Source organism: Bacillus sp. EB106-04-04-XG123, assembly GCF_058791855.1.
Map to the genome: position 1 here is coordinate 299,373 of NZ_JBYTDZ010000002.1, position 25,016 is coordinate 324,388.

Sequence of the window (25,016 nt, forward strand, 5' to 3'; positions counted from 1 at the left end):
CTTTACACACGGCGTTTGATACCATATTTCTCTGAAAGGGCTTCTCCTAGTAAATTAAACAGAATCACCACAGTCATGATCACAAGACCTGGGTACAGCATCAACTGAGGATTCGTTTGAATATACGACTTCCCTTCATGAATCATTGCTCCCCATTCAGGCATAGGAGGCTGAACCCCTAATCCGAGGAAAGACATCGCAGAAATGTCCATAATCGCCCATCCCATTTCGAGTGTTCCAATAACTGCTAATGGCGGCAGGACATTGGGAATCATATGCTTTCTCATGATATTCCAGTGCGAGGTCCCACTGATTTTTGCAGCTGCAATAAAGTTCTGTTCTTTTAAACTGAGCACCATCCCTCGGAAGACGCGGGCATAATACACCCATTGCACAAGCATCAAGGCTAGTACGACTTGAGAAAGTCCCGGACCGAAGATACCGACTAATCCAAGGATCAGCACCAGGTTTGGAAATGCCATGACACCGTCACAGATTCTCATCAAAACATGATCAATCCAGCCGCCTTTGTATCCTGAAAACAGGCCGACAATTAAACCAATGAATAACGAAGAAAGAAAGATTAATAACGCACAGCCGAGCGAAACACGCGCACCATATAAAATACGAGATAAATTGCACCGCCCTAATTGATCTGTTCCAAGCGGATACTCCCACGAAGATCCCTTTAGCTTCATCGCTAGATTAACAGCTGCCGGATCATGTGGAGCGATCCATGGCGCACATATTGTGACAATCAGCAGGAGACCGAGCAGCAGGGCGCAGATCGAGATCATCTTTTGATGAGAGAAGAGATGTTTTACTTTTGTCATCATTGCTGGCGGCCTTCCTTTCTAGAAATACGAGGGTCAATAATCAATTGAATCAAGTCAACCATCAAGCTGCTCAAGATAAAAATACAGGCTGACATGAGGACATAAAATTGAATGACTGGCAGATCCCGGTTAAAGATCGCTTCAATAAAAAAGCGGCCAAACCCTGGCCATGAGAAAACAGCCTCTACAATAATGGTTCCAGTTAACAGCTTGCCAAGGTTCACCCCAAGTCCGGTCAGCATCGGCGATATCGCAATTCTGAACACATGCTTGAACATGATCGATTGTTCCTTCAATCCTCTCATTCTCGCATATTGAACGAAAGGTTCTTGAAGCGCCTCACTCACACTTGACCGTAACAACCTTGTATACGTAGCAATTAAAGGGACTGCCAGTGTGATCGACGGCAGAATGAGATGCTCCCATGTGCCGATCCCTTCAACTGGTAAGAGGTCCAGCTTCACTGAAAAAAAGAAGATGAGCAAATACCCCAAGACAAACGTTGGGATAGATGCTCCTAAGAAAGAAATCAGCCGGCTCACATGATCAACGGCACCATTTTTCCTCATGCCGCTGAAAAATCCGAGCGGAATGCTGACACAAATAGCGATCAGCAGACTGGTCAGTGCCAATTGAATCGTCGCCGGTATTCGATACATCACCTCATCAACGACAGGCTGATTGGACATATATGACCGGCCGAAATCAAGATGAATGACTTTTTCAATGGTATAAAGATACTGCATATAAAATGGCTCATCTAAGCCAAATTCACTTCGTTTTTGCGCTAATATTTCATCCGTAGGCTGGATATGCGCCGCTGCTAAATATGCCTCAGCCGGGTCAACTGGCGAAAGGTGAATCATACCAGTTGTGAGCAGTGTGGCTAATAAAAATACAGGAATAATTGATAGCAATCGTTTGACGATATAGCGACCCATTTCCTTACCTTCCTTCTGTTACTTCAGCTTAATGCCTGTGAAAGGATGTTCATCACGATTCGCAGGGAATTCAAAGTCCTTCACAGCTTTTTGATAAACGGCTGTCTTTTTAAAATAAGAGATTGGCACAATTGCCCCTTGATCCTGTAAAGAGGATAAGACGGACGAATACAGTGCTTTACGTTTCTTTTCATTTGTTGTTGATGGAATTTCCGTCATTTCTTTGATCAGCTTTTCCTTATTTGGGTAGGCTGAAATGGCTTCTTTGAATCCAAATCCATCTGATGAGAGAACGTTCATAAACGTATGCGGATCATACGGCGCTCCGTAGTTGCTAAAGAAGTTCATATCAAACTTATTGGCTTTAAAGCGCTGAACCTGTGTGGCCAAATCCACACCCTCAAGCTTGACGCCGACACCAACGGCTGCCCATTCGGCTTGCAGCGTTTCTGCCATCGCTTTTTGAATCGATTCTGCCGAGTCATACATCATGCTGAACTCAAGCTTTTTCCCATCTTTTTCACGAACGGATTTTCCTTTTGGAAGTGTCCAGCCCGCTTCATCCAGCAATGCTTTGGCTTTATCCACATCATATTTGAAAGACTTCACCTGAATGTTTGACGTATACGGCATGTTTGTCGGCAAGATGTGATCTGCTTCATCCTCTAAACCAGAAGTGACCCCTTCTACCATTGATTTTTTATTGAAGGCATATTGAAGGGCATGACGCACTTTCTCATCTGACAGCTGATCCACTTTTGTGTTCATGACAAGCTGTCTCGTTGCAACAGGCTCTGACATTTTCGTTTCATACTTGCCGCTTGCCTCTAGCTGTTTGTAGGAATCAAGGCTAATGGTTCCTTCTCCGTAAAGTAGATCCACATCACCTTTTTCAAATGCCATGACTCTCGTTTCCGCATCTGGGATAACCTTTACCTTGATTTCTTTTACCTTTGGTTTTTCTCCCCAATAATGATCGTTTCGTTCGAAAATAGCATAATCATCTTTCTTATATGTTTTTAAAATCCAAGGGCCTGTCCCCACTGGTTTTTCAATTCCTTTTGACGTATCTCCGTTTTTAGGGAAGCCTGCTTCACCTAAGAAACGAACTGGACGAACAACGGCTAATTCTTGCACAGTTGGATAATATGGTGCTGTTAATGTGAGTTTAAATGTCTTTTTATCAACGGCTTCTGTCTTTTTGATTTTCTTAATGACACCTAACCAGCTATGTAAATCTTTATTTTTTAAAATCGTATCAAAGTTCTTTTTAACAATATCCGCATTGAATTCAGAGCCATCTGAGAATGTTACTCCGTCTCTTAAATGGAACGTGTACACCTTGCCATCCTTTGAAACATCCCATGATTTCGCTAATTCTGGTTTCAGCTTTCCATTCTTTTGATAGCTCACCAACGGCTCATAAATCATTGATTGTGCAAACAATTGTGATGGGTTGTATACGTGTGGATTCATTTCACCAATATCTCTTGGCCACGCCATTGTGATCATGTCAGGGTGATCCTTGTTTCCATCCGCTCCATTGTTTGTTTGAGAGCATCCTACTAATAAAAAGAAAATAAGCAGGAAGGGTAACACAGTATTTATTTTAATTTTCGGAAAATTATTCCAAATAGTCATAAGTTGTTCCTCCTAATTGATGCTGATAATCATTTTCATTTTAAGGAGGAAGGAAGCCCTTGTCAATATCATATTTGAAACGAAATGACAACGATCATTCCTAATTATTCCATAAATTGAGGGATTTGATAGAAAGAGAGGAAGGCTGCTTACGAATGAGCAGCCTGTGAAGAGGTAAATGTTTTTTCTCGCAGCATGTCATGAAGTATATGGATGATACGCTCCTGATCTGCATCTGTCATGCTCGTTCCAGACGGGAGACAAAGCCCCCTCTCAAATAACAGCTCGGATACAGGCGTCCCTTTTTCCGCAGTATAAAAAGGGCAATGACGAAAGAGCGGCTGCTGGTGTAGCGGCTTCCATACATGCCTTGCTTCGATTTGTTCTTTTTCTAAAGCAAGAATGATATCTGCTGGAGACAATTTTGTATCACGATCAATGGTCAATGCCGTCAGCCAGCGGTTGGATTTCGTTTCTTGATATTCTGGCATCAAATGAAGACCATCCGCTTCTGATAAAGCGTCCTGATAACGCTGGAAAATGCGGCGCTTTTGATCAACACGCTCGTCCAACACTTCCATTTGAGCAATCCCGACCCCTGCTAAGAGGTTGCTCATACGATAGTTGTAGCCCATCTCTTGATGCTCATAGTGCATGGCTTGTTCTCTGGCCTGTGACGCAAGAAAACGGCATCGTTCAATCGCAGCTTCATCATCACTCACAAGCATTCCGCCCCCTGATGTTGTAATGATTTTATTTCCATTAAAAGAATAGATACCGAACCTGCCCATTGAGCCGCTTTTCCTTCCTTTATACAGCGCACCTAACGATTCAGCCGCATCCTCAATGACAGGTACATCATATGCTTCACACAGAGCCATGATCTCGTCCATTTTTGCACTTTGCCCATATAAATGGACGACAATGACCGCGCGAGGTTTTTTACCAAGACGTTTTGATTCAACAAAGGCTTTCTCTAAAGCGAGCGGGCACATATTCCACGTCTCCCTTTCAGAATCAATAAAAACGGGCGACGCTTGTTCATATAAAATTGGATTTGCCGTTGCAACAAACGTGAGGGTGGAACAAAAGACAATGTCTCCTTTTTGTACACCTATCAGCTTTAAAGCAAGGTGAATCGCCGCTGTTCCTGAGGATAAAGCCGCGCCTTTCTTCACTCCTGCATAGTCCGCTACTGTCTGCTCAAATTCATTCACAAGCGGTCCAAGCGGCGCAATCCAGTTGCTCTTGAAGGCTTCCTCTATTTTGAGATACTCTTTTCCGCTCATATGCGGAGGAGATAAGTAAATTCGCTTCTTTTCTTTCATCACTTTCCACCTTCTTTCCGATCTTTGATTTCCATTGCAGGAATTCCTACCGCAACCTTCTGATCATGTATATCTCTTGTCACTGCTGCTCCAGCGCCAATGACCGTCCAGCTTCCAATCGTTGTACCCGGTGTCACGACGGCACCTGCCCCAATATGTGCACCCTCCCGCACGGAAACACCGCCAGTCAGAACCGCGCCTGGTGACAGGTGCACAAACGATTCGAGTATGCAGTCATGCTCCACGATAGATCCTGTATTCATAATCGCATGCTCACCGATGGCTGCATCTGCTTGAACCACTGTCCTTGCCATCACGACAGTCCCCCTTCCAATGACAGCTGACGGACTTATGACCGCCTCTGGATGAATGAGTGTGGCGTACGCTGTGTTTTCAAATGAAAGGCGTTCCTTCATGAGCTGTCTGATCTCATTTTGTCCGATTGCAATCAGCCATTTCATATGTGGCATGGTCTTTCTCAGCTGCTCACTCATGAAGATCGGTCCATACAAAATCCCGCTTTGAGTAACCACCTCTTCAAATTGATCATCTAATACCGCACATAATGAGTAATCGGAATGTGCAAAAATGAGATCTTGGATGACTTTGCTATGTCCTCCAGCCCCAATTAAACCAATGGTTTGCTTCTTACATATCGGTTCCTTTGAATTTTTCAGCTGTGGCATGATCCGGCTGTTGCACCCCCTCTGTTTTCATGACTTTCAGCAAGGTCATCCATAGAATTTTCATATCGAGCCAAAACGATTGATGCTCGACATACCAAAGGTCATAGGTGAATTTCTCCTCCCAGGAAAGCGTGTTTCGGCCGTTCACCTGTGCCCATCCTGTTATGCCGGGCTTTACAAGATGACGCCTTGCTTGTTCCTCTGTATACATAGGCAAATACTCCATCAAAAGCGGTCTTGGCCCGACGAGACTGAGCTCTCCTTTGAGTACATTGACAAGCTGCGGCAATTCATCAAGACTAAGCTTTCGAATCAAGGCGCCGGTTTTTGTTAAACGCAGATGATCTGGCAGCAGCTCCCCATGTTCGTCGCGTTCATCGGTCATTGTCCGAAATTTATAGAGCATAAAAGGCCTGCCATACAGACCAGGCCGCTTCTGCCGAAACACCACAGGCGTTCCAATTTTCCATCTAATCAGTCCATAGATGAGAAGAAAAAGAAGACTGCCTGCGATGAGCAGCGTCAATGCCACCATCACATCGATCATTCTTTTCATCATTGCATCTCCTTTTCATATTAGCGGGAGACCGCATGTTTTACCTTACGCATCAGCTGCATCCGCTCTCGTTTCGTTCCTGCAAACACATACAAGTAGCCTATATAGAGAATGAAACAAAGCCCGCCAATACAAAACAGCTCCCACCATGAAGTCACGTTATATACCACTTGAATTCCTGCGCAGACGCCCCAAATAAATAGCGCTCCTGCAAGCGGAACCAGCGTATGCTTGTAAAAGATGGTGCGTTTCTGATTCGTGATGCTAGCCGTATAAAATGGCAGAAACACAATATTTTTGATCAATAAAACCATTGCCCCCGCGGATGCAATGCCATATAAACCGAGCTGCAGCATATGAGTCAATCCATAGGCAAAAAGCACATTAGACACACCTAATATAAGGGTGACAACCGCAGGAACTTTAAAACGATTAAACACGGTTGGCACATATGTGAGCGGTAAAAACATCAAGGTCAAACATAAATAAGCCGCATGAATCATGAGAAGCCATTTCAGCTCCTCAAAAGCAGGGCCAAGCCATAGAAGCATGAGCGGACCAGCGAGACCTCCTAAAAGCGCGGCTGGGAACGCAACAAATAAGCCGCTCCACTTAATAGCGTTTGCAGCATATTGAATGAGCCCCTCTTTGTCGTGATTCGAATAAAATTTCGTGATTGTTGGTGCAAACACAACGGCCAGTGTCCCTGCCAGTGTGCGTAATAATAATGGAAACTGTAAAATCGCCGCATATTTGCCTGTCGCTTCAGCTCCAATGAGCAAGTTGGTCATCAATAAATCAATTTGTAAAAACAACAAAATCCCCATTTGCTCAAATGAATGCCAGACCCCTGATCGAACAAGAGTGAGACTAGACGATAATGAGACATGCCGCCACTTAAACGAAAACCAAGGGATGAGTTTTTTAAAATAATAGATACCGATTCCCATAGCCGCTAAGCTTCCAATGACGGCCGCAAGTGGAATATGCCAAATGGCTGGTGTCGTCCATGTAAACAGGATGACAATCATCAGTGCTCTCAGAAACATTTGAATTGCCTGTCCAACACTTGATACATAGAGCTTATTCGCATAAAACGGTGCAGCCCCAATGCCAGACATGACGAAATTGAGCATAAATAAAAGACCCCCTAAAATAAAGGCGGTCTGTGTGTCTTTTGCGAGATGATCGGGCACATGAAGCCACTCAACCAGCTGATGAGATATGAAAAGACAAAGCAAAAAGAGACTAATAGATAGTAAAAACGAACTGACGAAATAGGAAGCGAGATAGCGCTGCGCCTTCTCCATCTCTCCTTTATGAGCCGCCACAGAAAAAAAACGCACAACAACCGCACTTAACGAAGCGGTAATGACCGATAAATAGTTGATCATATTTTGCGTCAGATGGATTAAGCCGAATGCTTCCACTCCAAGTGTATGAACAATATAAGGTGTTAAACAGACAGACATGAGCATCATCAGGACAAATGTGATTAAGTTCGCACTGGCATTATAAAGAAACGCTCGATTCATTGTGCTTTCACGCAGCGTTTAAGAGCCCTCATCCAGCTTCCTCTCCCTTTTGACCACTTGTTTTCATCAGCTGATGAACGGCCTCTTTCACAGCGGCCTCATTTGGTTCTTTTAAAAGGGTCATAAACGGAAGGTGAGCCACCCATTCAAATCCTTCCATTACCTTATGATCAAACGATCTCAGGACAACACACGGTGTATGAGTGATCGCACAAAAGATCATGCCATGCAGACGATCTGTCACGACGACCTGTGCTTGTTTTAACTCCGTCCATAAAGCCGTTAATTCATCTAAGCGAGTTGTTCGATCGACCCGTCTGCCAATTGTCGTTGTGATTAAACCGACTTGATCATATGTCTCTTGAATATACTGCTGTAGCTGTTGGCGCTCCTCCTTTGTGAGATATGCTTCTTGATCCTCACGCAGACAAAGCAAAACCCCTTCACGTGTTTCATCCTTTAATGATTCGTCTAATGACAGCACCATATCAGGCTGTTTCCACACATCTTGATCAGGAAAATGCTGCTTCATCCATTCATAGGTTGTTTGATCTCTTGCCATGAGGAGCAGTCTTGGGTGCTGCTTATACGTGTGTATGGCGCGTCGCTCCTCCCGTTTCCCTTTCTTTGTTTCTGTAAAATGAACAGTAGCAGGCAGCTGGATGATGGGATAGGACTTGAAGGTCTTGATGATAAATTGTCTCGTCCATTCTTCGTACCGGTATAAATCCCCCATATTGCCCCCACCGATGATATAGATGATGTCTTCTGGGTGCCGGCTGCGCTTTAGCGGACGGGCAAGGCGATAGATCTCTTTCATGTCCACTTCTATGATGTCATAGGCTGGAAAGTGTTTCTTTAAAAAACAATAACTCGCATAGGCAATCGCATGATCCCCCAAATTATCATGTCCCGGCAGCAGCGTGAGAATGATTTTCTTCTGATGACTTAGCTCTGGCAGCCTTTGGCAGCTCAGTCTATACTCAAGCGGATATTTGACCTTTAAGAGCAGCCACTCTGCGGCGTTCGCCTTCAATTGCTGCAATGTCAATCCCATCACCCCTATTTCCTTGTCTGATATTCGATCCATTTTTGATAGCTAGAAGCCGCAGCAGAAAGCGGATAAATCAATCGGCACTTAGCAAGAAATAAAATCATACGCTTTCGAACTGTGAGCTTCGATGGTTCCACTTGTTTGACGGCATGCTGGAATGCATCGTGTGTCACCATTTCCCGCATGTGATCAAGCTTTTCCTGAATGGAGAGGTCATTTTGGCTCTTCCATTCGTTGAGCATACAATGAAGCGTATGATTGACGATAAAAAAGTCTAATGATTTCTCATACAGAGAGATGTCATCATGCTCTTTTAAAAACGAGCGTTGTGCATGATAATAGGTCAGTCCATGATGAAAATACTGCTTCTGATATCGCTGCACAATAGATGACAGATGAACCCTGTAGTAATAAAGGGGCTCATGAACAAAAGCGATGCTGCGTGATAAAGAAAAACAGCGCAGCGTCACATATTGATCTTCAATGTTCTCAAGCTCCCCCCGCAGCGGAAATCGAATGTGGTGTTCTTCCATAAAGGCACGCCGATACAGCTTATTCCATGAGAATCCAGTCAAGTCTCCGTGTAATAACGCTTTGATTAAATCCGTTTTTTCAGCTGACCGCTTGTCTAACAGCGTCGTTGGTATCGTTCGCTTTGACTGTTCAAATTGAATCCAATACTCACTCACAACAAGATCTGCCCCGGTCATTTCGGCTTTTTCGTACATGGCTTCACAGTAATGAGGAGCGAGAATATCATCTGAATCCACAAAGGCGAGGTACGTCCCTTTCGCTTCCTCGATGCCCCTGTTTCTCACAGCACCTAACCCTTGATTGGATTGATGAATCACCCGGAAACGCTCATCACGCTTTGCAAACGCTTCAAGCCATTCACCGCTGCGGTCGGTCGATCCATCATTGATAAGAATGACTTCTATATCGGAAAAGCTTTGATCTGCAATTGATTGAAGACATTGCTCCACATATTGACTCGTATTGTAAACTGCGACCAATAGACTGATAGCTGGCATTACAGCATGCCCCACCTTTCTTCAAATCTACTTTGTAAATATCGTTCTATACGGCAAAACTGAAGAATCGAACGGCATCAGCATGATGCTGTACAGAATATAGCAAACAGCAATCCCTACATACATAAACACATTAGACCGCTGATCAAAAATACGTGTGAAATATGGCAGTAAAATGAGCTGATACAAGCCAAAATAAATATGAAATCTTGCATAAATGACATCCTTCGTTGCAAGGATGCCAAACAAGAAACCAAGCAAACAAAAATTCACAATGTAATCACTCTCAGGTGTCAGCTCACGAAGTCGTTTTCGATAAAAGAAAGCGAGCAGAAGCGGCAAAATCAAGACACCGATTTTTGTCACATTCATTCCATTCGTATTCGTTGTGAGCCATTCCTCGTAATGACCATATGAACTTCCTTGCAGCATCACGACAAACACTGAGACAAAACGGTCATAAAGCGCGGTTAAGCCTAAGAAAATCAGGCATAAGAACAGCATCATCCAAGACCAAGCCTTTGTCCTCACAATAAAATACACAGGAATCATGATGAGAGCCGATGAATGAAACAATGAACATACAAGGACGAGCGGAAAATACAATTTCCACTGACCATTGATCACCAACCGGATGGCATAAAAAAGAATCGCTGCCACCATATACTGACGCATGCCATTAAATGACGCATAATAATGAAAGGTCCCAAGAAAAAGCAGCATACTGAGCTCAAATGGACGGCCATATTGAATAAGCGTCTTGATAATAAAAAAATAAGTAATGGCTCCGACTGAGATATACATGATTTGCGGATCATGAGTCAGTTGATTAAGCATCCATAAAATAAACGTAAACCCTGGATCCGTTGCGGCTTTATCCACACCGAATCCAAATATATGCCAAGGCTTTTCATAGTTAATGGAGAACTCATACATCTGTCCATATGTGACAAAATCGGTTCCTACTTTATACCGAATACCAGACACGATACAAAGAAACAAAAACGGAAAAAACACAAGAAGCTTGTTAGGCCGCCATCCGCTTTGAATGGTATCATCACGTCTGCCGTAAAATGCGGCAAAGCTCGACCATAAATAGACCATGATCATGTTCACCAAATAAACCGCCATCTGCCATTCCTTCCTTACAGTCCATATAGATTCATCACACGTGTAATATTCTGTTTCACATCAAATCCTCTTTGTTCAAGCTGTGAGGTAATGGTCTCTTGAAGAGGAGGTTCTGCATGATATGCTTCAAGCACCGCCTTCATCCATTCATGCGCGGAATCTCGCAGCGACATCCTTTTCACAAGCCCGCAGCCTAAATCTACTTCCTCTGTAATATGATCTGAAATCACACAAGGCAGCCCAGATGCCTGTGCTTCCACTAATACAAGCGGAAGACCTTCAAACAAGGAAGGCATCACAAAAACATCAAATGCTTTCATATACTGTGGAACGTCTGATACGACGCCTGTAAAGACAATGTCCTCCATCAGGCCTGCCTTCTCCGCATACGATTCGACTACTTGCTTCAGCGGTCCATCTCCTACGAGGACAAGCTGAAATGAAACGCCTTGCTTCTTTAAGGTCTGGGCCAGCTCCATAAAAAAAACATGATTTTTTTGCTCATGGAACCGCCCAATATGACCGATGATCATGTTTTTTTCGCGAAGATAGAGCTGCTTTTTGATCTCCGCCTTTTCGTCTGGATCAGGCTGAAAAAAAAGGGATAAATCAATCCCATTTGGCAGCACCTCAACTTGCCCGTTCTGCATTTTTTTCTGTCCAAATAAAAAGACTCCGGCATCCTCGCCGCATGCAACAAGCTGTGTAGAGAATGCAAAGATCAGCTGGCGAAACCCTTTGAGCATCATATGATCCAGCCAGTTTGGCGACTGCTTCCACGCTGTATTATGCGAATGGCAAATGCGCACCTTCACACCCGCTAGTTTTGCAGCAAGTGCGGAGAAGCCTGTCTGAAAATCCGTATGTGCATGCACGGCCTGATAGGGTCCTGTTTGCCTAATTGTCTTTGTCAATGTTTTCACAAAAGCAACCGGAGAGGACGCCCCAATACTCGGGACATAAAAGATGCGTCCCCCAAGCTCGCGAATTTCCTCATCATAATCACAGACGTCCTGCCGGTGGGTAATGAAATCAAATTGAAGGACATTCCTGTCGAGTGCACGATAAATGTTCATAATCATCGTTTCAGCTCCGCCGCGGTTCATCCCGCCCACAATATGAAGCACGCGCTTTGGCTCACTCATCCCGAACAGCCCTCCTCTTCAGCATAGACGACGCCAGCTTCCGGCGATGATAAAGCTTCATGACCTTCGGTGACAAGCAGGCACGGACCACCGGTTTTAGAGCAAATAAATAGTCAAGCGGCGATAGCTTTAATAGCCAGCATGCTTTCAAAACGAGCCAGGCATTATCCATCGAATATCGAAACTTTCGCCGCTGAAAGGCTGCTTCATCCTCTCTCACAAGATATAACGGCTCTTGTAAATTAAAGCCTTCCCTCCCAGCAGCAAAAAAGCGGATCCAAAGATCGATATCTTCCATCCGCCTTGTTGTTTTCACAGAGCGATATCCATTTAAAGCTTTGTAAGCAGAAGCCCTCATCATAATGGTCCCATGACAAAAAGGAGTCCCTCTTGCCATCACCTTCCGATCAGGCTCTGAAACAAGTGCCCGTACACCCTTTGTTCCCGTTTCATCAAAAACCGTCATCGCCGTACCGACCACATCGTATTCAGGATATGTATCGAGGAAATGAACCTGTTTTTCTAAACGAACAGGCACCGATAGATCATCGCCATCCTGCCTTGCAATCAACTCTCCCCTCGCTTCAGCCAGACAGCGATTGAGACTGGCAGCGAGCCTTTGATTTTCTTGATTACGGATCAGGCGAATTCTTTCAGGATCTCGTTTTGTATAAGACAGCACCTTCTCATAAGTGCCATCTGTTGATGCGTCATCACATATGATGAGCTCCCAGTTTTCATATGTTTGATGAAGAATGGATTCAATACTTTCTTCTACTGTCTCTTGGCAATTGTAGACGCCCATGATAATTGACACCTTTGGTTTACGCATGCTGTATCACCTTCTCTGCTTGATCCATATAAATTGTATAAATTTCTTCCATTGCACTGACCGTCTGCTCCTGTGCAAATGCATGAGCGATAGAGCGTCCCGCTTTTCCCATGAGAAGCAGCTGATCCTTTTTGTCATAGAGCTGCTGCAAGTAATCAGCTAAACCATTCACATCCTGCGGTTTAACTAAAAAACCATTGACGCCATGTTTGACAAGCTCACAATGCCCTCTATTCTCCGTTGCAATCACGGGTTTTTCTGCCGACATCGCTTCAAGCAGGTTCATGCCGAGCCCTTCTCTCAAGCTGGTGGAAACACACACATCGCTCAAATGCATCCATTCCTCCATTTGTTTGCAAAACCCAGCAAAGTGAACATGCTTTTCAAGCTGGAGCTGGCGGGTAAGCTTTTCATAGTTTGGTCTCATTGTCCCTTCCCCGGCAAACACGATCTTTATATTTGGTATTTTCCTAGACAGTTGTGCACATGCTTTGATGAGCATTCCTTGATTTTTATTCATGTTTAATTCGCCAGCACACAGTACGATAAAATCTTCCGCAGAAAAGCCGTAGGCTGCGCGGAGACGCTGTTTCTCTTTTTCATCAACTGGTGCGAACCGTTTCATATCCACACCCATACCGGGCACATAATAAACAGATGTCCGCTCTTTTGATAGACGGTCTGCTCTTTTAAAATCCTCCCCATTAATGGTGATCAGTGCGTCTGTATAGCGGGCAAGAAATCTCTCAATTGGATAATAGAGCAGCCAGTTTTGAAGCGGCGCCCCCTGCCAAAAGTGAAAGCCATGTGCCGTGTAAAGAACCTTCGTTCCTTTTTTGCGCGCGCCCTTGGCTGCAAGCCTGCCAATGACACTTCCCATTGGTGTGTGGCAATGGATGAAATCATAGTGCTCTTTCGCTAACAGCTTCTTCAGTTCTACATACGCAAGCCGGTTGCGGACATGAAAAGGAGAGCGCTGAATTGGAATCGAGTGAGCTTGATTCACATAGGGCAGCTCAAGCTGGCCATTTGCCGCTGTATGCACTTCCCATCCTTTTTCCTGAAACCACCGGAAATATGGAAGATGAAAGGCCTTAAAGTGATAATCAACCGTTGCGCAAAACAAGACTTTTTTCTTCATTGGCAAGCGGCTCCTCCTCTCGTTTCATCTGTTCGGACAACATATCATGCGACTCAATGGCCGCAAATAATGCTTGTCTCATTTGCTCTTCACTCATCATGTCAAATTCATGGATAAAGCGGTTCAGCACATATGGGTCACCATCCAGCGCATGGCCGATATGAATTTTCGGGAAGATTTGTTCCTGTGCTTTTTCATGCTGGTTCAGTAGTTCTTCGTACATTTTCTCCCCAGGACGAATGCCTGTGAAAGTGATCGGAATCTGGTCTGTGGTGTAGCCTGAGAGGTGAATGAGGTTTTCTGCGAGGTCTACGATTTTCACTGGCTCCCCCATATCTAAAACAAAAATCTGTCTTCCTTCTGCCAGTGCACCTGCCTGAATCACAAGCCTTGATGCTTCTGGGATGGTCATAAAATATCTTGTCATGGCTGGGTGCGTGACTGTCACCGGCCCGCCTTGCTCGATTTGTTTCTTAAAAATAGGGATGACGCTCCCTCTGCTTCCAAGTACATTTCCAAATCGAACGGCGACAAATTTTGTTTCGCTGCTTGCCCCCATTTGCATAATCAGCATTTCAGCAAACCGCTTAGTGGCTCCCATCACATTGGCAGGGTTGACTGCTTTGTCAGATGAGATGAGGACGAATGTTTCAATGCCGTGCTCATGTGCGGCTTCCGCGACATTTTTTGTGCCGATAATATTGTTTTTCACAGCTTCTTTCGGACTGATCTCCATGAGCGGAACATGCTTATGTGCCGCAGCATGATAAATCATATCCGGTTGAAACTGACCAACGATTTCACTCATTTTCTGTTTATCTTGAATATCCGCAATTTGTGGATAGAGTCTGATGCTGTCTCCATATAATTCTTTCAGCTCTAGTAAAATAGAATGAATGCTAAATTCTCCATGTCCCACAAGTACAATCGCTTGAGGAGCAAACACACAAATTTGACGGCAGATTTCTGACCCAATTGATCCGCCTGCCCCTGTGACCATGATCGTTTTTCCTTTTAAATGAGCAGATAGACGGCTCGTATCTAATTGAATCGGTTCTCTCCCTAGTAAATCCTCTGGCTGTACATCCCGTAATTGATTCAGCGCATGGGTTCCCTTTAGAATCTGATCCATTTCCGGCATGATCTGTGTTTTGACTCCGGTCGCTACACACTCCTTATACAGCCCTTTTAAAGTGTGGCTGCTTTTGGACGGAATGGCGATGATGATCTTCTGAATATCCATCATCACAACAGCTGTTTGAATTTGTTCTTTTCCTCCTATGACAGGTAGACCCATAATTTCAAGCCTATGTTTTGTCTTGTCATCATCGATGAAGGCGACTGGCTCAATATGTACATCACTCGATTGCTGTAGCTGACGAACGAGCATGGTCCCCGCTGATCCGGCGCCAATGATTAATGCCCGCTCCTTTTCTGCCTGAAGCCGCTTTGCTCCGTCATGAAATAGCCTGGAAGCCATCCGAGAGGCACCGATGAATAAGACATGAAAAAGCCACACGATGAATAAAAACCGAAATGGCCATGTCTGCACGAAAAGGTACAGCATCGTCATCGAAAATAAAAAAGAACACACAAAGGTCTTCATTAAAGAAAATAACTCTCTTACTCCTGTATAAGCCCATACTTGCTTGTACACATGAAATATGCAGGCAAATAGATGGTGCCCAATGAGCAGACTGAGTGAAGAAATGGCGAGCATTTCAAATGTATAAACGGTTAAAGCCGCCTCTTGGACAAATTGAAAACCAAAAAAGACGGCAACTAAGATGAGATATGAATCTAGTGCTACGATGATTGATAATCTTTGGGCGTAAGTCAACGCTCCTCCCCCTTTTTAAAGCATCACTATTCTTACGTAACATGGGCATCAAACCCGTCCTCACATCCCACTACTGATGACGAGCATCTAAGGCACCGGTTGTGCCCACAGCAGGATCGAGTGCCTCCATTGTTAAAGATTAGGAGACATCACCTATCAATCTTTTTAATACATGTACAGCCTGCCCTTTTTCTCTTTCTTGCCATTTAGCATAGCTCCAAGCAGTTTACTTGTTGTTCCCTCTAATACTTCTTTTGATTTCTTCACAGCAGCAATCTTTGTTTTGCCGCTTAAGACAACGAGAATGCTCCCATCCGTCCGGTTCGCCAAGATCTTTGCATCTGCAACTGGCAGAAGCGGCGTAGAATCAACAATCACCATGTCATATTGCTGTTCAATCTCATAAAATAGCTGCTTCATCACAGAAGAGGAGAGCAGCTCAGCTGGATTCGGCGGAATGGTTCCGCTCGGAAGCAGCTCTAAATGTTCAATCGGTGTCGGTAAAATAGCTTCTTCCAAGCTGCAATTATTTAATAGCACATTTGTCAAACCGGTGTGATGACTCAGGTCAAAATATTCATGAACGGCCGGCTTTCGCAAATCAGCGTCCATGAGCAGCACCCGCTTGTTCTGCTGTGCAAAAACAGCTGCTAAGTTTGCAGCCGTAAATGATTTCCCTTCCTTCGGCAAGGAAGAGGTCACTAATATCGATTTCAGCCTTGTTTGGATCGATGTGAATTCGATGTTTGTTCGGATCGTACGGAATTGTTCCGCAATGACAGAGTGAGGATTTAAAACAGAAATACAGGATAAATCTCTCTTTTCTCTCTTCTTCCTCTTAAAGATCAATGTTCTGTCCTCCCGTTATGACGGACTGCTTGTCTTTTTTGGCCCTCCTGTCTGCCTGCATCTGATAGACACTGCCAAGGGACGGCAATCCGATCTCTTCTCTTATTTGATGTGTTCGTTTTACAGTATCATCGAGTAAATTCATTAAGAAAATGAGTGTCATTCCCCCTAATAAAGAGGCGCCTAGTGCCAGAACGATATGAACGAATTTCCTCGAATTCATCAGAATCGTGTTGGACAGCTTGGCTTCAGACAAAACATTAATGCGATCCATATTCATTGTTTTTTTGATTTCTTCTTGCAGCACCTCTGTTGCCGTATTCGCAATGGCGACTGCCTTCGCGCGATCCTCATCTTGTACAGAAATATTGATGACCTCAGACTCATTTTCTGTACTTGTGGCAATTTTGTGTTTTAATCCTTCTGCTGATTCTGTGAGATGGAGTGTTTCTTTTACTTTTTCAATGACGATTGGGCTTTTTAATAAAACTTGAAAGGTACGTGTATATTGAAGGTTCATCTGAATATCGTTTAAATCTGCTTGTGCGTCATTGCTGCGTTTATGAACAAGAATTTGAGTGGTTGCCTGATATACAGGAGTCGAGACATAGAACTGATAATAGGCTGAAATGCCCGTTACGATCAGGACAATCAGGATCAGAAGGGCCATTTTCTCTTTAATGACAGAAAACAGCTGCTTAAAACCTATATTCTCATTCATAGATACCTCCCGATTTCATCATAAAAAGGTTATATATGGTTTCTTTTTGTTAATGATTGGATTATAAAAGATAATACCCGCAAAGAAAAATGTCATAATAGGTCTTATAGTTCTTTTTAAAGAACGAAATCGTTCGTTTTCTTTTGTTTACTTCCTGATTCTTACGTTTTTGAATTTTATAAAGAACAATTTATTTCTTATAATGAACGAAAAGGTCGCAGAACTATTCGCCGGGGAGAAGGGAGATCATTGATCGAATGATAGGCAAGGTGATACGCATTTACCGAAAGAGAAAAGGATACTCGATTCAGCAGCTGGCTGAGGATGCTCATGTCTCTAAGTCATATTTGAGCAAAATTGAGCGTGGTGTCCACAGGAATCCATCTGTCCAGTTCTTAAAAAAGGTATCCTCTTCATTAGAGATTGATTTACAAGAGCTGTTTGATGCAGAGACGATGATGTTTCATTACACTGAGGGTGATGAACACGAATGGCGGGAGCATATCGTCAATGCCGTCCAAGCCGGCATGCCTAAAGAAGAGCTCTATCAGCTGCTCCAAACGTATCGAAAGGAGCAGGAAGAAAAGTCGATACATGTCACCCATAGAAAGCTGACTGACTCAAATATTGCAGAATGGAAGCGTCTAATGAGTGAAGCGAAGGCAATTGGCTTAAGCATTGAGGAAGTAAAAGCTTTCCTCAACAACATGGGAGAACGCCGGGCGTAAGCCTTTCAGGAAGAATGATTGCGGGGAGAGGCGTTTGACGCTTCGATGAAAAAGAGCCTTTGATTCATGAAAGGCTCTTTTTTCTCTTATTCTTCTTTTTTTGTTCGTGCTTTTTTCGTTATATCATTGTTTTTCCAATAGGCCCATAGTGATGTAATCCCAAGAAAGGCTAGCGTGATGAATTGCTGAACGCCTTCTTCATCAATAGGAATTGGGCTTTTTCCTGCAGCAGTTAACGCACTGTTAATAAGCGCCAGTAAAAGCAGCACAAGCCTTGCAATGGTACCTGCACTAATTTTTTGAACCTCCAACTGTAACCCCTCCCTTTCCTCTTCTTACGGGCGGTATTGCTCGTTCTCTCTCATATGTATGCAGCAGCCAAATGAATAGAAGAACGAATCAAAAAAAGAGACATCATTCCTATATGCGGAATGATGCCTGATTTCATTTGCTATTTATTTAGAAAACATCTCTTTTGCTTCATCCAATGCCATTTTATTGCCTAGAGCTGAGTAATCGAGCCAAGGCTGATCGGCAATCGGATAGACTTGGTTTTTCTTCACTGCTTTTAGACCCTTCCAAATCGGAGTCTTTTCTAATTGCTTGAATGCCTGCTGCGCTTTATCATCACGGTTGACGACAACAAAGATCGCATCAGCATCATAGTCAGGAAGAACCTCTTGAGAAATCACTTCAAATGGGCGCTTGCTGTCCAGCTTTTTCACACCATCGACAGGTGTCAGGCCTAAATCATCGTATAAAATAGGACCCATTGGGCGCTTCATGCTAAATACGCGAAGCTCCTTTGCTGTCACACGGATCGCCATGACTTTTCCGTTTCCAATCTTTTTCTTGATGAGCGATTTGACTTCTTTTGCTTCTTGATTGTAATTCTTTATATATTGGTCCGCTTCTTTTTCTTTATTGACGTGTTTGGCGATTTTTTTCAAATGATCCCGCCATGTGCCATCATTTAAATTAAACACTTCTGTTTTGGCGATCTTCTTATATTTCGATAAGTCTTGTCCGGCTAATTCTTCATCAACATAAATAACATCTGGTTGTAACGCAAGCAGTGATTCCATATCTGGATCAGCTGCAATGCCGAGCTTCTTCGTCTGACTCAGCTGCTTTTTCGCATGTGGAAGGAAATCTTTTAAGTCTCCTCCTACAACAGAGCCCGCTGGTTTGATACCGAGTGCTAACAAGTCATTCGTTAAATGAATGGACAAGGAAGCAATCTTTGGTGTTCCATTGGTCTTTTCATTTGTTGTATTCTTTGTTTCCTGTTGTCCGCAAGCGGCAAGCAGCAAGAAACAGAGCGTTAATCCAAACACTAGTAGTTTTTTCATGATGAGTTCCTCTTTCATGTTTATTTCGTTTTAGTTAATAAATAGAGAAAATACGGGGCACCGATAAAGGCCACGACCACACCCGCTGGTATGGCATTTGGAGCAAAGATAGATCGCCCGATTGTATCGGCACTGACCAAAATCAACAAGCCAAGCAGCGCACTAACTGGTAAAAAATACTGATGCAGTGACCCGACCAGCCGTCTAGCCAAATGCGGGGCGACGAGGCCAATAAAGCCAATACCGCCTGTCATCGAAACACTTGCACTCGCGAGGCCTACCGCTAAGGTCAGCAAGAGGAGACGTTTACGCTGGACTCGTACACCTACACTTGAGGCGACAGCGTCTCCTAATGTCAATGCATTGAGCGTGTTTGACTGCATCAGCGTAAGCGGCACAAGGCATACAATCCAAGGCAGAAGTGCCAGTACATGAATCCAGTCTCTCCCCCATACATTGCCCACAAGCCATCTCGAAGCAAACGTGTATGTATCTTCATCCAGCTTCAATGACAAATATAAGGTGAGTGCACTAAATCCCGCAGCAACCGCAATGCCAACTAAGATCAGACGGATAGGAACAAGCCCCTCATGCCGGTCATATGCAAGAAGCACAATAACCGCCGCCGCAAGCAGTCCGCCGCCAAACGTAAAGAGCGGAATAAGAAGAGACGGATTGCCTTCAAGTGCATGAAAATATGTCACAAACACAATTAAGCCAAATGCTGCCCCTGCATTCAGTCCAATGATTCCAGGATCAGCCAGCGGGTTACGGGATAAGCTCTGCAAAATGCCACCAGCAATGCCAAGACCAATACCAGCTAACATCGTCACCACGATTCGAGGCAGACGATAGTCAAACAGCACCGTTTCACTTTGGAAATCTCCAAAGCCAAATAACGTCTTGACGACCATGACAGGGCTGAGTTTCAGCGTACCGGTATTTAAACTATACAGAACAACAGCCGCACTCAGGCAAATCAAAGCGACTGTCACGGCAAGAGCACGCTGTTTCTCTCTCATGACAGGTTCCTCCCTTCTTTTCGGGCAATGTATAAGAAGAAAGGAACACCAACAAGTGCCACCATCACACCAATGGCAAGCTCTCTTGGCGGATTGACTGTACGGCTGGCAAGGTCTGCAAAGACAAGCAGCATTGCGCCTAATATCGCTGACATCGGAATAACGAAACGATAGTCTACACCAACAAGCTTTCGTGCAATATGCGGGATGACGAGACCGACAAACCCAATCGACCCGACGGCTGATACAGAAACCCCTGCTAATAACACAGCAGCGGTCATGCCTAGTATTCGCACTTGTCGGGTTTTCACCCCTAAATTCGCCGCTGTATCTTCACCGAGCGATAGTAAGGAAAGTGACCGGCCTAATAGTATTGCCCATACGATCACAATCAGAATGACCGGAGCAAGAATCGTCAGCTGCGGCCATTTCACACCAGCTACCCCGCCTGCATACCAAAAAGCCAGATCCTGACTCAGGTCAAAATAAATCGCGATCCCAGAGCTGAGCGCATGAAGCAATGCGGCGACAACCGCTCCTGCTACAGTGAGACGCAGCGGTGTCAATACGCCGCCAGCCGCCCCAATCGCAAAGATCAGTAGCGTACTGAGCACAGCACCAATAAAGGAGAAAAACATCAGTGCCGAATAAGGCATTCCTGGGAAAAAAGCAAAACAGAGAGCGACCACAAACATCGCACCGCCATTAATACCCAAAATCCCCGCATCTGCCAGTGGATTTCTTGTGATGCCCTGCATAAGAGCACCCGCTACGGCAAACGCCGCTCCCACTAGAGCTGCCCCTAAAACACGGGGAAGTCTTAATTCATGGATGATCTGCTGCTCTGTGACATTTGACTGATAGTCAAATACAGCTGTCCAAACCGTTTGCAGAGACAATGTTTTTGCACCGTATGACACAGCAAAAAACATGGCAGCCGCTAAACCAATAACGGCGAGAAAAAATATTAAAAAGAACAGAATATGTGATGATCGCTTTTGTTGAGGTTTTCGCTTATCCTGCAAAATCGGTGTCATCCTTTTCTTCATTAAAAGTCAGTTTGAAAATGAGAATCATAATCAACAAAATTATAGCCGCCAGCCTCTAAAAAATCAATGTACACCCTATTTTTTAATTAATGAAGGTATGTGCGGAGCAGAGAAAGGCGGGGTTCTTTTTGCCTCACAGAACGACCTATCATGTTTTCTCATATTTTAATAGGAAAATAGTTGACATTTTGCATGAATATCCACTAAAATTACAAAAGTAAGTCAAATGTTATAAAAATATTACAAACAGATGTCAAAATAATAAAGAATGACCCGTCATGAGAGGAGATTTGAAAGTTGTGTCAGTAAAGGGAAAATGGAGTATCGTCCTATTTGCGCTTGCAGTTGTCATTGGAGCAGTTGCTTTCTTTCAAAATCAACAAGCAAGCGGTACAGAGAAGAAAAATGTAAAGCAAGATACGAACTATAAAAACGTGGAAATTGTCACTCTCGTAAATGACGGGAAATTTATGAGATATGCAGTCAACTATCCTCTTTTTCATCAAAAAGAGCTAGATGACAAGATTCAAAGCTATGCCAATTCAGCATTAGAGCATTTCAAAAAAACATTCAGCGAAGCAAAGGATATCGATGAACATAAACGCTATGAACTGAATATTGATTATGAAATGGTGCATTATGCAAAGCAGTCTGCTGCCATTCGCTTTACGACCTATACGTATACTGGCCAGCAAAATGGAACCACCAATCATCTCACGATTAACTTTGATTTTCAGAAAAAAACCTTTCTTGACACAAAAGATCTATTTCTGCCTAAAACCAATTATTTAAAGAAATTATCCTATATTACATATACGGAGCTTCGAAAGGACAAAACCTTATCTAAGGATCAGCCTCTCCTTCAGAAAGGAACAGCCCCTGATGCTCAAAACTTCAGTCAATTTGCCTTGAAAGACAAATATGTAGAATTTTATTTCCCTGCATCTCAAGTAGCCGCAGAGGATCTTGGTCCGCAAACACTCGCAATCAAAAAGACATTGCTGAAGGACATATTAAAGCCAGAATATATGGATAAAATCAAAAATAAAAATGAAATGAAAGAACCGAATCCAAAAAGAAAAGCCGTCAAGCTTCCGCAAAAATCAAAGCTTGATCCGAATAAAAAAGCCATCGCACTCACATTTGATGATGGACCGAATCCAGCGACAACCTCAAAAATTTTAGATGCGCTGAAGAAAAATAAAGGACATGCCACCTTTTTCGTCTTAGGCAGCAGGGTGCAATATTATCCTGGAATGCTTGCCGACATTCTAAAAGGCGGGAATGAGATCGGAAACCATTCCTACAATCACCCTTTATTAACAAGACTGCCTCTAGAAGAAGCCGTGAAACAAGTGAAGGACACCCAGCAGCTGATTGAGAAAGCAAGTGGATATACACCTACGCACTTTAGACCGCCATATGGCGGTACAAATCAAGACATCAATGAGGCGATTGGGATGAAGGTCACTTTGTGGGATGTTGATCCTGAGGATTGGAAAATCCGCAACAGCCAGCAGATCACAAACCGCGTTCTCTCACATGCAGCAGATGGCAGAACAGTGTTAATGCACGATATTTATGAAAGCTCAGCTCAAGCAGCAGTAAAGATCATCCGTGAACTCACCAAACAAGGCTACCAGCTCGTCACAGTGAGTGAACTTGAACAATTAAAAAAAGAACGACATGAACAAACCCCTGTAAAGTAAACAGGGGTCTCAGATTGTTGACAAAGGGCTAAAATGATCTTTATTTTAGCCCTTTGTCTTCTTTCATCTTCAGCGTGATAGAAAACCTTTGCAGTCTAGGAAGGACGAGTACCGGAGCGGAGCGAATTGTACATTCGTGAGCACCGGCACGCAGGACTGACAAAGAATGCGAGGGTTTGTCTACACGCTGAAACCCCTGTAGAGTAAACAGGGGTTTTTGTTTTATGACTCCAAAGACTTCTTTTGCTTCAATAATGCTTGAAATCTCTCTTCAAGCTCTTGCGACGGCTCAATACTTAAACGGCTGAGCACTTCAGACAGCTCCATATCAATTAACAGAAGCTCCTCTTCTCTATTTGTCACAGCTGGTTTTTCTTCCTTTTGTTTATATGCTTCATATGTGCCGTCAAATCCTTCAATACGTTCCTCATGAATATGGAAAATACGAGTGGCAACCTCCTCAATCAGCCTGCGATCGTGGGAAACAAATACAACGGTACCTGGATAATCCTTCAAGAGACCTTCAAGTGCTTCAACTGCGGCCAGATCTAAAAAGTTCGTCGGTTCATCCAGCATGAGAACATTGGCATCACTGACAAGTAAGGACGCAAGCATCGTTTTCACCCGTTCTCCCCCGCTTAATACGCCAACAGGCTTATGCACATCATCCCCTCTAAATCCTAGTCTCGCCAAAACCGTTCGAACCACTGTCTCTTCTTGAACCGCCTCTTTCAGCGCATTTTGTAAAATCGATTCATCTACCTTCAGTCCTGAAAGATCCTGACGGAAGTACGCTAGCTTGACGGCCTCTGAACGAGTAACTCCGGGATATCCATTCACTAACATACGGAGAAATGTCGTTTTGCCGCTCCCGTTCTTTCCGATAATAGCAACCTTGTCTCCGCCCCTCACTTCCACATTCGCCTGCTTCCAAAGCACTTTATCGCCCGCCTTGCCATCTACATTTTCCACGCGCAAAATGGTACGGCTTGCTACTTCCTTCATCGTATGCTGAGTCATTTGGATCGGCTGAATGTCCTTTACTTTCTCAACCTTTTCTAATTTCTCCATCCTGGTTTCAATGGATTTGGCTGTTTTTTGCAGCTTTTTTTGCTTATTTGCATAGTAGGGCTTTGCAATTTTAGGTCCTGAGGATTTCACCTTTTGGGATGGCTTTGTCGCTTTGTCCGCCTTTTTCTTTTTCTTTTCCAGTGCATGCTCTAATTGTTTTTTCTTTTGTGTATAAGCTTCGTACGCTTCCACCTGCTGACGATGTGCCAGCTCTTTTTGCTGTGCAAAATGTGTGTAGTTGCCTTTGTAATGATGAAGCTTCCCATGATCTAGCTCCCAAATCTCCGTACATATTGCATCTAAAAAAGCACGATCATGTGAAACAACAATGAGAGCTCCCTGATAATGACGCAGCTTATCTTCCAGCCACTCAATATGCTCTGTATCCAAATGAGTTGTCGGTTCATCTGCTAATAAAAGGGCTGACGGCCGGCTTAATGCTCTTTCAATATAAGTCTGGGTCATTTCACCGCCACTCTGTCTGCCATCTCCTTGTTTCAATTGTGGAAGCAGGGTACAAGTCGCAGTGGCGGCCACCGTGCCGCTGTCTGGTGTTTCTTGCCCCGCCAGCACATGCAATAAAGTCGTTTTGCCGCTGCCATTTGTCCCTACAAGACCAATGCGATCATCTTGATGAATGGCTAGTTCCTCAATATCAAATAACAAGCGATCTTTTCGAAATACCTTTAACTGATTGGCTTTTAATAACATCCAATCCTCTCCTTTCATATCAGGAGACATGAAAAAGCCTCCCATTCTCAGAATAGGAGGCAAAATGGTGTACAAAAATAAGCGGATTGATCCAGTATGGTGTGCCG

The 25,016-nt window shown here is 43.9% G+C and carries 23 protein-coding genes; 2 read left to right on the plus strand and 21 right to left on the minus strand.

Annotated features, from left to right (window positions below; translation table 11 throughout):
• Positions 1-2: 2 nt before the first annotated feature.
• From nikC to AC3WTB_RS07065, 16 genes are all read right to left on the minus strand, one after another.
• The gene (gene nikC / locus AC3WTB_RS06990) at positions 3-836 is read right to left on the minus strand and encodes a nickel ABC transporter permease subunit NikC (RefSeq protein WP_039181542.1); all 834 of its coding nucleotides are present in this window, start codon (positions 834-836) and stop codon (positions 3-5) included.
• Positions 833-1,777 (minus strand): nickel ABC transporter permease subunit NikB, encoded by a 945-nt coding sequence (nikB, locus tag AC3WTB_RS06995; RefSeq protein ID WP_492333517.1) that lies wholly within the window; start codon positions 1,775-1,777, stop codon positions 833-835. The genes nikC and nikB overlap by 4 nt, the downstream gene beginning before the upstream one ends.
• Positions 1,778-1,795: 18 nt before the next feature.
• Positions 1,796-3,418, minus strand: coding sequence for a nickel ABC transporter substrate-binding protein (gene nikA / locus AC3WTB_RS07000; protein WP_492333518.1), 1,623 nt, complete (start codon positions 3,416-3,418; stop codon positions 1,796-1,798).
• Positions 3,419-3,567: 149 nt separating this feature from the next.
• Positions 3,568-4,746 carry a DegT/DnrJ/EryC1/StrS family aminotransferase gene (locus AC3WTB_RS07005; protein WP_330545558.1) on the minus strand — a complete coding sequence of 393 codons (1,179 nt, stop codon included), beginning with the start codon at positions 4,744-4,746 and terminating at the stop codon, positions 3,568-3,570.
• The gene (locus tag AC3WTB_RS07010; RefSeq protein ID WP_330545559.1) at positions 4,746-5,432 is read right to left on the minus strand and encodes an acetyltransferase; all 687 of its coding nucleotides are present in this window, start codon (positions 5,430-5,432) and stop codon (positions 4,746-4,748) included. Before AC3WTB_RS07010 ends, AC3WTB_RS07005 begins: the two co-directional genes overlap by 1 nt.
• Complete coding sequence (locus AC3WTB_RS07015) at positions 5,395-5,988, minus strand: sugar transferase (protein WP_039181552.1); 594 nt, start codon at positions 5,986-5,988, stop codon at positions 5,395-5,397. Before AC3WTB_RS07015 ends, AC3WTB_RS07010 begins: the two co-directional genes overlap by 38 nt.
• Before the next feature lie 20 nt (positions 5,989-6,008).
• Positions 6,009-7,523: an MATE family efflux transporter gene (locus tag AC3WTB_RS07020; RefSeq protein ID WP_330545560.1), complete on the minus strand. Its 1,515-nt coding sequence runs from the start codon at positions 7,521-7,523 to the stop codon at positions 6,009-6,011.
• 28 nt (positions 7,524-7,551) lie between these two features.
• A complete protein-coding gene (locus AC3WTB_RS07025; protein WP_330545820.1) occupies positions 7,552-8,574 on the minus strand; it encodes a polysaccharide pyruvyl transferase family protein in 1,023 nt (340 codons plus the stop codon).
• 11 nt (positions 8,575-8,585) lie between these two features.
• On the minus strand, positions 8,586-9,608 hold the full coding sequence (locus AC3WTB_RS07030; RefSeq protein ID WP_492333519.1) for a glycosyltransferase family 2 protein: 1,023 nt from the start codon (positions 9,606-9,608) through the stop codon (positions 8,586-8,588).
• Between the two features lie 27 nt (positions 9,609-9,635).
• A complete protein-coding gene (locus AC3WTB_RS07035) occupies positions 9,636-10,739 on the minus strand; it encodes an EpsG family protein (RefSeq protein WP_064498015.1) in 1,104 nt (367 codons plus the stop codon).
• A gap of 14 nt (positions 10,740-10,753) precedes the next feature.
• Positions 10,754-11,884 (minus strand): glycosyltransferase family 1 protein, encoded by a 1,131-nt coding sequence (locus AC3WTB_RS07040; protein WP_058837591.1) that lies wholly within the window; start codon positions 11,882-11,884, stop codon positions 10,754-10,756.
• Complete coding sequence (epsE, locus tag AC3WTB_RS07045) at positions 11,877-12,716, minus strand: glycosyltransferase EpsE (RefSeq protein WP_492333520.1); 840 nt, start codon at positions 12,714-12,716, stop codon at positions 11,877-11,879. Before epsE ends, AC3WTB_RS07040 begins: the two co-directional genes overlap by 8 nt.
• Positions 12,709-13,857 (minus strand): glycosyltransferase family 4 protein, encoded by a 1,149-nt coding sequence (locus tag AC3WTB_RS07050; RefSeq protein ID WP_058837589.1) that lies wholly within the window; start codon positions 13,855-13,857, stop codon positions 12,709-12,711. The genes epsE and AC3WTB_RS07050 overlap by 8 nt, the downstream gene beginning before the upstream one ends.
• A complete protein-coding gene (locus tag AC3WTB_RS07055; protein WP_492333521.1) occupies positions 13,823-15,697 on the minus strand; it encodes a polysaccharide biosynthesis protein in 1,875 nt (624 codons plus the stop codon). The genes AC3WTB_RS07050 and AC3WTB_RS07055 overlap by 35 nt, the downstream gene beginning before the upstream one ends.
• A gap of 165 nt (positions 15,698-15,862) precedes the next feature.
• A complete protein-coding gene (locus AC3WTB_RS07060) occupies positions 15,863-16,546 on the minus strand; it encodes a CpsD/CapB family tyrosine-protein kinase (RefSeq protein WP_024423527.1) in 684 nt (227 codons plus the stop codon).
• On the minus strand, positions 16,536-17,267 hold the full coding sequence (locus tag AC3WTB_RS07065) for a YveK family protein (protein WP_024423528.1): 732 nt from the start codon (positions 17,265-17,267) through the stop codon (positions 16,536-16,538). The genes AC3WTB_RS07060 and AC3WTB_RS07065 overlap by 11 nt, the downstream gene beginning before the upstream one ends.
• Before the next feature lie 257 nt (positions 17,268-17,524).
• On the opposite strand from AC3WTB_RS07065, the gene slrR reads away from it, so the two are divergent.
• Positions 17,525-17,995: an HTH-type transcriptional regulator SlrR gene (gene slrR / locus AC3WTB_RS07070; RefSeq protein ID WP_058837587.1), complete on the plus strand. Its 471-nt coding sequence runs from the start codon at positions 17,525-17,527 to the stop codon at positions 17,993-17,995.
• A gap of 86 nt (positions 17,996-18,081) precedes the next feature.
• Here the strand turns inward: slrR and AC3WTB_RS07075 are convergent, their stop codons facing one another.
• From AC3WTB_RS07075 to AC3WTB_RS07090, 4 genes are all read right to left on the minus strand, one after another.
• Complete coding sequence (locus AC3WTB_RS07075; protein ID WP_039181582.1) at positions 18,082-18,306, minus strand: phage holin; 225 nt, start codon at positions 18,304-18,306, stop codon at positions 18,082-18,084.
• Between the two features lie 144 nt (positions 18,307-18,450).
• A complete protein-coding gene (locus AC3WTB_RS07080) occupies positions 18,451-19,350 on the minus strand; it encodes an iron-hydroxamate ABC transporter substrate-binding protein (protein WP_039183325.1) in 900 nt (299 codons plus the stop codon).
• A 17-nt stretch (positions 19,351-19,367) separates the two neighbouring features.
• Positions 19,368-20,369, minus strand: coding sequence for a FecCD family ABC transporter permease (locus AC3WTB_RS07085; RefSeq protein ID WP_064498011.1), 1,002 nt, complete (start codon positions 20,367-20,369; stop codon positions 19,368-19,370).
• A complete protein-coding gene (locus tag AC3WTB_RS07090) occupies positions 20,366-21,394 on the minus strand; it encodes a FecCD family ABC transporter permease (RefSeq protein ID WP_180272443.1) in 1,029 nt (342 codons plus the stop codon). Before AC3WTB_RS07090 ends, AC3WTB_RS07085 begins: the two co-directional genes overlap by 4 nt.
• Before the next feature lie 323 nt (positions 21,395-21,717).
• Here AC3WTB_RS07090 and AC3WTB_RS07095 point away from each other — a divergent pair, with 323 nt between their 5' ends.
• Positions 21,718-23,127: a polysaccharide deacetylase family protein gene (locus AC3WTB_RS07095; protein ID WP_126682328.1), complete on the plus strand. Its 1,410-nt coding sequence runs from the start codon at positions 21,718-21,720 to the stop codon at positions 23,125-23,127.
• Positions 23,128-23,349: 222 nt separating this feature from the next.
• On the opposite strand, the gene abc-f is transcribed toward AC3WTB_RS07095, so the two are convergent.
• A complete protein-coding gene (abc-f, locus tag AC3WTB_RS07100; protein ID WP_197412108.1) occupies positions 23,350-24,909 on the minus strand; it encodes a ribosomal protection-like ABC-F family protein in 1,560 nt (519 codons plus the stop codon).
• Positions 24,910-25,016: the final 107 nt, after the last annotated feature.